Genomic DNA, 822 nt, shown 5'->3' on the forward strand with positions numbered 1-822 from the left:
GCTAAACGCTTTAACTACTCGAATACGAATAATACCGTTGTATTCCGCGATTATGGCGACTTTATTTTAGGTCTGGTTAAATTACCGTTTACTGTCGATCCGTCTTATATCCAGACTGACGACTCTATTAAACTCGGTGATAAAGATACTCATATTACAGCGCCTACTTTATCCACGGATAAAATCGCGGTTGATTTGGGTAGTATTAAAGTAGATGCGAAATTTAATAATACTCTGGATTTCGTTGATACTATTGCTGTAATTCACTTGCCACACGCGCCGTCAATTAATATTGATTTGGATTATGTGATCGGTCAAACTTTGCGAGTAATTTACGTTATCGACGTGTATACTGGTAAAGCTACGATCCTGATTTCATCCACAAAAATTAATGATGTTGTGGTAATGCAGGAAACCGATCTGGGAATTAACATCCCTTATATCAATTCGGCAACCAACCACGCCGAAAACGATAATATTCAGGTCGGCGGTGATAATGGTCTTAAAGTACCATTCATCGAAATCTTGCGAGGTGAAGCAGTATTAGCTGATGGTATGTTTACTATTCCTATCGTTGATGAGGATATTTTAAAGAAACATATCGGCGGTTATATTCAGGTGGAAAGAATTGATCTTCGTTCTCAGGCTCTTAAAGAAGAACAGGAGAAAATTATTTCCCTCCTTAACTCAGGCGTTATTATTCGGGAGTTGTAATTATGACACCAGAAGAATTATTAGCGAAAGTGTTAGAAGTTACCCCGCTTGCTAAAGATCTGCTTAAAGCTGCGGATAAATATTCCGGCTGTCAAATGTCGGGTAAAC

The 822-nt window shown here is 38.4% G+C and carries 1 protein-coding gene; it reads left to right on the top strand.

What is annotated here, in order from left to right:
* Positions 1-714: hypothetical protein (locus tag N1032_RS24565; RefSeq protein ID WP_259543137.1), on the top strand; the 714-nt coding region annotated here is incomplete at its 5' end.
* Between the last annotated feature and the right edge of the window lie 108 nt (positions 715-822).

Origin of the sequence: Herbiconiux daphne, from assembly GCF_024979295.1 — a bacterium.
In the GTDB taxonomy this organism is placed as follows: Bacteria; Actinomycetota; Actinomycetes; order Actinomycetales; family Microbacteriaceae; genus Herbiconiux; species Herbiconiux daphnes.